The sequence below is a fragment of the Jatrophihabitans sp. YIM 134969 genome (assembly GCF_054456675.1).
On sequence record NZ_JBTJEQ010000088.1, the window covers coordinates 1 to 6,975 of the forward strand.

A 6,975-nucleotide genomic window follows, 5' to 3' on the forward strand; every position below is an offset into this window, starting at 1 on the left:
GACGGCGACGGCTCGGGAACGATCGCCCCGGGTGCCCCCGCCACGCTCGCGGTCTGGGCCGCCGGCCCGCTGGGTGTCGACGCGCCCGACGACCGCGTCTCCCGGTGGAGCACCGACCCGCGCGCCGCCGTCCCGGGCCTGCCCGACCTGGCGCCCGGCGTCGACCTCCCGCGGTGCCTGGTGACCGTCGTCGCCGGCCGGATCGCGTTCGACGCCGACGCGCTCGACGTCCCCGCCGCTCTCAGCTGAGCGACGGATACTGGTGCGTGTGACGACGACGGCGCCTCCCCGTCGGGCGCCGTTGCTCCGGGGCCGGTGGGCCGCGCTGCTCGCGGTCGCGGGCGGCCTGGTCGGCGTCCTCGCGTTCCCGCGGTTCGGCATCTGGCCGTTGGCGGCGGTCTCGGTGGCCGCCCTGTCGGTGGCGGTGCACGGTCACCGCGCCCGGGTCGGCGCCGGGCTGGGGATGCTCTGGGGTCTCGGGTTCTTCGTGCCGCTCATCTCCTGGACCGGCATCTACGTCGGCCCGGCGCCCTGGCTGATCCTCGCCACCGCCGAAGCGGCCTACGTCGCGCTGCTGGGCGTCCTGCTGCCCACCCTGCAACGGTCGCCGCTCGCGCCGCTCTGGGTCGGGTGCGCGTGGGTGGGCCAGGAGGCGTTGCGCTCGCGGTGGCCGTTCGGCGGGTTCCCGTGGGGGAGGTGGGCGTTCAGTCAGGCCGACTCGCCCCTGCGGTGGTTCGCCGCGCTGGGCGGGGCGCCGCTGGTGTCGTTCACGGTGGCGCTCGCCGGGGGTGGTCTCGCCTTCGTCCTGGTCGCGGTCGTCCGGCACCCGACCCGGGTGACGGCCGTCGCACGGCCGGCCGCGGTGCTGGTGGCGGTGCCGGTCCTGGCCCTCCTGCTCACCCCGGTGCTCGCTCCCTCGAGCGGTCCCGCGGACCGCCGGGTCGTGGTCGCGGTGGTCCAGGGCAACGTGCAGCAGGCCGGACTGCGGATCGAGGACCGCGCCCGGCAGGTCCTCGACAACCACGTCCAGGCCACGCTCGACCTCGCGGCCGACGTCGCCGCCGGGAAGCGACCGCAACCCGATCTGGTGGTGTGGCCGGAGAACGCCTCCGACGTCGACCCCTACCGCGACGCGACGGCCGCCGCGGCGATCTCCTCGGCCGCGGACACCGTGCACGCGCCGATCCTCGTGGGCGCGATCCTCGACGGCCCGGGGCCCGACCACATCTCCAACACCTCGATCCTGTGGTCACCCGCCACGTCCGGCTCGCCCGGGGGTCCGGGGGACACGTACACCAAACGTCACCCGGTGCCCTTCGCCGAGTACATCCCGCTGCGCTCGATCGCGCGGAAGGTGAGCAGCGACGTCGACCTGGTGCAGCGCGACATGGCGGCGGGCAGCGGCAACGGCCTGGTCACCGGCGGGCCGTTCCCGATCGGCGACGTCATCTGCTTCGAGGTCGCCTACGACGGCCTGGTGCAGTCGTCGGTGCGGGCGGGGGCGCAGATCCTCGTCGTCCAGACCAACAACGCCACGTTCGGCCGCACCGCCGAGACGTACCAGCAGCTGGCGATGAGCCGGTTGCGGGCGGTGGAGACCGGGCGCACCGTGCTGGCCGCCTCGACCAGCGGCGTCAGCGCGATCATCGGCGCCGACGGTGAGGTCGAGGCCCGGTCGGGCGCGTTGTTCACGCGGGCCGTGCTCGACCAGCAGGTGGTGCTGCGGACGGGCCAGACGCTCGCGGTGCGCCTGGGGGCCTGGCCGGAGTACGTCATGACCGCGGCCGCGCTGCTGGTCTGGATCGCGCTCATCATGAGACCGCGCTCAGCCCGCCGCCGTGACCGGCGGGTCGGCACGGGAGGATCGGGGGCTTGCGACCCCGCCACCGCCCGCGCCGTGGCCACGACAGGAGTTCCGCAGTGACCGCAGCCGGCCCCGCCGCCGACCGCCTGACGCTCGTCATCGTCCCGACCTACAACGAGGCGGAGAACGTGGCCTCGATCGTCGGCCGCGTCCGCGGCCTCGGCGACCACCTGCACGTGCTGGTCGTCGACGACGGCAGCCCCGACGGCACCGGCGAGATCGCCGACGGCCTCGCCGCCGGGGACGATCACGTCCACGTGCTGCACCGCACCGCCAAGGCGGGTCTCGGCGCGGCGTACATCGCCGGGTTCACCTGGGGTCTCGAGCGGGGGTACGACGTCCTGGTCGAGATGGACGCCGACGGCTCCCACGACCCGGAGCAGCTGCCCGCCCTGCTGGCGCGGCTGGACCGTCCCGACCACGCCGACCTCGTCCTCGGCTCGCGCTGGGTGCCCGGCGGATCGGTCGTCGACTGGCCCAAGAGCCGCGAGGCGCTCTCGCGCGGCGGAAACCTCTACACGCGGCTCGCGCTGGGCGTCGACCTCTCGGACATCACCGGCGGCTACCGCGCCTACCGCCGCCAGGTGCTGGAGACCATCGACTACCGGGCCACGGCGTCCCAGGGCTACTGCTTCCAGGTCGACCTCGCCTGGCGCGCGGTGCAGGCGGGCTTCACGGTCCGCGAGGTGCCGATCCGGTTCCGGGAACGGCAGTTCGGGACGTCGAAGATGAGCGGGTCGATCGTCCGCGAGGCGCTGCTCAAGGTCACGGTCTGGGGCGCCCGGCACCGCCTCGACCAGCTCCAGGCCCTGGCCCGCCGCCGCCGCCCCTGACCGATCCGGTGAGTGGTCACCTCGCCCTGCGAGTGGTCAGCATCTCATGACCACTCGGCCGGGGAAGTGACCACTCGGCGAGACCCCCGGAGACGCCGCGAGCCCGCACGCGGAGGCGTGCGGGCTCGGATGCGGTCGGTCGGCCGGCCGGCGTCGATCGCGACGGTCCGGCCGGGCCCGGCGTCAGGCGGACTTGGTGATGCCCCGCCGGGCGCGCAGGACGTCGAGGCGCTCGGCCAGGACCTCCTCGAGCTCGGGCACCGAACGGCGCTCGAGCAGCATGTCCCAGTGGGTACGCGGGGGCTTCGTCTTCTTGGCCTCCGGCGCCGGGCCGTCGACCAGCTCCGCGAGCTGGCTGTCGACCTTGCACTCCCAGGTCGAGGGGATCTCCGCGTCGTTGGACAACGGGATGCGGAACTCGTGGCCCTTCGGGCAGCGGTACTCCGCGAACACACGCGGCGCGGGTTCCGCGCCGTACTCGGTCTCGAAACTGGTCGCGCCGAGCCGCGAGCCACGCAACGAACGATCAGCCATCTCCGGGCACCTCCTGCTGCACACGTACCGTTCCGGATACCCACGATCCGGGGCGCAGGGCCGGTTCGGTTCCGGCTGGTCGCACTCCTGACTGGTTTCTCAGGCCACCCGGTACCTCGGGTGTGGGCGCGACTCCTGCTGTGTCACTGTTCCCAACGAGCAGGGCGAAGATCGGATTCCCGGACGGTGTGTCCAGGACCTGGACTGTGAGGAAGGCCCCGATGACGATCGACCCCGACGCGGTGCTGCACGACGACACCCTCTGGAAGCGGGTCGGGTTCGGCCTCGGGGTCGGTCGGGTCGCGCTGGGCGTCGTGTTCTGGCGCGCGCCGGTGGTCTCGGTGCGTGTGGCCGGCCTCGACGCGGTGTCGGCGCCGAGCGCGGACTGGTTGGCGCGCATGACGGCCGGACGCGACATCGCCATCGGGGCGGGCACGGCCGCGGCCGTCCTGCGCTCCGACACCGCCCCCGGCGAGCGCTCGGCCTGGTTCCTCGCCGGCGCGGTCGCCGACCTCGGCGACACGCTGTCGATCGGTCGGGGCGTGCGCGAGGGGCGGCTCGCCCGGCTGGCGGGCCTCGGCGCGTCGTCCGGGGCGTTGGTGGCCGCGCTGGTCGGGGCGGCCGCGGCCGCGCGGGAGGTCGTCGTGGCGCGGTCGATGCCCCGCGGCTCCGCGACCTACGGCACGCACTGAGCGCTCCGCGGCGTCAGCCGAAGTCGAGTTGGGGCTGCACGGCGGGCGTCGACGGGCCGAGGTCGCCGTGCCGGTAGTGGGTGCGGCACAGGACCTGGTACCGCACCGCCGACTCGTCGGCCGTCGCGGTGTCGGCCACCACCACCGTGTCGCCCTCGCGCACCATCACGCCGTCGACCAGCCGCGCGTTGAGCCGGCCGGGTCGGCCGCACCAGCACAGGACGTCGACCTGCACCGGTGAGGTCTGGTCGGCCAGTTCCACCAGGCGGGCGGCGCCGGGCAGCAACTGGCTGCGGAAGTCGGTGAGCAGGCCGAAGCAGTAGACGTCGACGTGCCAGTCGTCGACCAGTTCGGCCAGCTGGTCGACGTGCTCCCGGGTGAGGAACCCCGCCTCGTCGACCACGAGGTAGTCCAGTTCGCGGCCGGCGGCCCACTCCTCGCGGACCACCGCGCGCAGGTCGGTGTCGTCGTGGATCTCGAACGCCTCGTGCGCGAGTCCGACCCGGGTGGTGACCTCGGGGCGACCGGACCGGTCGTAGCGGGTCATGAGCTTGCCGCGCCGGCCCTGCCGGGCGTGGTTGTGGTTGATCTGCAGCGCGAGCGTCGACTTGCCGCAGTCCATCGGACCGTGGAAGAACGTCAGCTGGGCGGACATCGGCATCGCCCGCCGACGTCCCGAGGCCGGGATCGCCGCCAGCGCCCCGTCGGGTTCGGTCACGTCGTCACACCTTCTCCGGTGCGACGTTGCCCGAGGCCTCGATCGCGCGCCGCACCGGCACGAACGCGAGCAGGACGAAACCCACCACGAAGAACACGACCAGCGAGACCAGCGCCGAGCGGTAGCTACCGGTGGTCTGGTACGCCACCGAGAAGATCAGCGGTCCCAGCCAGCTCGTCCCGGAGTCGCTGATCTCGTAGAAGCCGAAGTACTCGGCCTCCTTGCCGGCCGGGATCATCCGCGAGAACAGCGATCTCGACAGTGCCTGGCTGCCGCCGAGCACGATCGCGATCCCGATGGCCAGGGCGTAGAACTGCCACACCGACCCGCGCTGGACGAAGAACGCCACGAGCACCAACCCGGTCCACACGACGAGCGAGGCGAGCACGACCCGTTTGGCGCCGAACCGTTCCGCGAGCCTGCCCAGCCACAACGCGCCACCGAACGCCACGAACTGCACCAGCAGGATCGCCGGCAGCAGGGTCTGGTCGTCGAGGCCGAGTTCCTTGTCGCCGTAGACGGCAGCGACCGTGGTCACGGTCTGGATGCCGTCGTTGTAGACGAGGAACGCCACGAGGAACGCCAGCGTCAGCGGGAACGCCCGCAACGAGGCGAGGGTGCGGCCCAGCTGCCGGAACCCCTCGACGAACGTCGAGCCACCGGCGTCGGGACGTTCGGCGGAGGTGTGGGTGGTCCGGGGCAACCGGCGCAGCGTCGGCAGCAGGAACACCAGCCACCAGACGCCGGAGGCACCCATGGCCAGCCGGGCGAGCAGGGCGTCGTCGTCGAGGAACAGGCTGAGGACGAACGCTGCTGCGAGCAACAGTCCGCCGCCGAGGTACGAGACACCCCAGCCCACCGAGGAGATCTTGTCGCGCTCCTCGGAGTTCGAGAGGTCGACGAGCAGGGCGTAGTTGACGACCGCCGCGCAGCTGTAGGCGATGAACGCCACCGCGTAGGTCGCGACGGCGAGCTGCCAGTTGCCGCCGCGCACGAAGAACATCGCCATGCAGGCGACGGCCCCGACGGCGCCGAGCCCGCACATGATGTCCCGCTTGCGGCCGGTGCGGTCGGCGAAGGCCCCCACCACCGGCATGAGGACGACCGCCACGACGGTGAACGTCGTCAGCGTGACGCCGAACAGGCTGCCCGGGGCCAGCGGGATGCCCAGCACGTGCACCCGGCCGTTCTCGCCCACGGCCTCCTCGGTCACCGAGACCATGTATCTCGACATGAAGACAGTGGTGATGAGCGTGGGGAAGACGTGGCTAGCCCAGCCGTACCAGTACCAACCCCGGCGGTAGGAGGCGAGCGTGGCCGTGGGCGTCTCGGTCGCGGTCACGCCGCGGCCCGGGCCCGGACGAGCGGGATGGCCAGGTCGACGCGGTCGGTGATGAGGCCGTCGACGCCGAGGTCGAGTAGTTGCTCCATCCGCCAGGGATCGTTGACCGTCCACACCTGGACCTCGACACCCAGCCGGTGGGCGGCTTGCACGAAGCGACGGTCGACCACCGTGATCAGCCCCGCCCGTCGGGGCACCTGCGCGACCACCCCGCGGCCGCGGGGGAGCACGGCGGCCACCCCGCCGACCGGTCCCGGGCTCGCCACGAGTCGGAGCCGGGCGATCTCGGCCGGACCCATCGCGGTGCGGACGTGGGGGAGCGCCGCCCGCAGCCGGGCGAGGCGACGGTCGGAGAACGCGGCCAGGCACACCCGGTCGTGCGCGCCGGTGCGCTCGAGCGCAGCCAGCGTCGGCGCCACCCCGGCGTCGGACTTGACGTCGATGTTGACCACGGCGTCGGGGAACGAGCCCAGCACGTCCTCGAGCGTCGGGATCGGCTCCACCCCGCCGATCCGCGCCTCGCGGACCCGGGCCCACGGCCGGTGGGCGACGATCCCGCGGGCGTCGGTGACCCGGTCGAGCACGGCGTCGTGGAAGGCGAGGGCCACGCCGTCGGACGTCACCCGCACGTCGGTCTCGAGGTGGGTGGCGCCGAGCGCCACGGCGCGGGCGAACGCGGCCAGGGAGTTCTCGTCGTGCGGGCCACCGGTCACCGCCGCCGAGAGGCCGCGGTGCGCCATGACCACGACCCCACCCCGCTCCTCTGGCACCCGGGCATCGAACCACGCGCGGCCGTCACGCGAAGTCTCGATCAAGGGTCGACGGTCTCTGACGGTCGCCGGACCCGGGCCGGAACTACTCAGAGACTGCACCGACGAGATGGTTGTCCTGCGTCAGGACATCGCTGACACCGGATCTGTCGGGACATCGGTGACACCTCGAGCGTGGTCGTGCACGGTGGTGCATGGCCCAGAAGGTGGCTCCGATGGACG

At 73.0% G+C, this 6,975-nt stretch carries 7 protein-coding genes and 1 pseudogene; 4 read left to right on the forward strand and 4 right to left on the reverse strand.

Annotated elements, in window-relative coordinates; translation table 11 throughout:
- The 3 genes and pseudogenes from ACXR2U_RS23650 to ACXR2U_RS23660 all read left to right on the forward strand — a co-directional run.
- Positions 1-249: pseudogene (locus ACXR2U_RS23650) on the forward strand (hypothetical protein); the annotation flags it as partial.
- Positions 250-268: 19 nt separating this feature from the next.
- Positions 269-1,924, forward strand: a complete 1,656-nt coding sequence (gene lnt / locus ACXR2U_RS23655; protein ID WP_458827552.1) for an apolipoprotein N-acyltransferase — start codon at positions 269-271, stop codon at positions 1,922-1,924.
- The gene (locus ACXR2U_RS23660; protein ID WP_458827553.1) at positions 1,921-2,697 is read left to right on the forward strand and encodes a polyprenol monophosphomannose synthase; all 777 of its coding nucleotides are present in this window, start codon (positions 1,921-1,923) and stop codon (positions 2,695-2,697) included. Before lnt ends, ACXR2U_RS23660 begins: the two co-directional genes overlap by 4 nt.
- 183 nt (positions 2,698-2,880) lie before the next feature.
- On the opposite strand, the gene ACXR2U_RS23665 is transcribed toward ACXR2U_RS23660, so the two are convergent.
- Entirely contained in the window at positions 2,881-3,231 is a 351-nt protein-coding gene (locus tag ACXR2U_RS23665; RefSeq protein ID WP_458827554.1) for an RNA polymerase-binding protein RbpA, read from the reverse strand.
- Positions 3,232-3,452: 221 nt separating this feature from the next.
- Here ACXR2U_RS23665 and ACXR2U_RS23670 point away from each other — a divergent pair, with 221 nt between their 5' ends.
- Positions 3,453-3,923 carry a hypothetical protein gene (locus ACXR2U_RS23670; RefSeq protein ID WP_458827555.1) on the forward strand — a complete coding sequence of 157 codons (471 nt, stop codon included), beginning with the start codon at positions 3,453-3,455 and terminating at the stop codon, positions 3,921-3,923.
- Positions 3,924-3,936: 13 nt separating this feature from the next.
- Here the strand turns inward: ACXR2U_RS23670 and ACXR2U_RS23675 are convergent, their stop codons facing one another.
- From ACXR2U_RS23675 to ACXR2U_RS23685, 3 genes are all read right to left on the reverse strand, one after another.
- Positions 3,937-4,584 (reverse strand): thymidine kinase, encoded by a 648-nt coding sequence (locus ACXR2U_RS23675; protein ID WP_458827558.1) that lies wholly within the window; start codon positions 4,582-4,584, stop codon positions 3,937-3,939.
- 61 nt (positions 4,585-4,645) lie between these two features.
- Entirely contained in the window at positions 4,646-5,983 is a 1,338-nt protein-coding gene (locus tag ACXR2U_RS23680; RefSeq protein WP_458827556.1) for an MFS transporter, read from the reverse strand.
- On the reverse strand, positions 5,980-6,753 hold the full coding sequence (locus ACXR2U_RS23685) for a glycerophosphodiester phosphodiesterase family protein (RefSeq protein WP_458827557.1): 774 nt from the start codon (positions 6,751-6,753) through the stop codon (positions 5,980-5,982). Before ACXR2U_RS23685 ends, ACXR2U_RS23680 begins: the two co-directional genes overlap by 4 nt.
- Positions 6,754-6,975: the final 222 nt, after the last annotated feature.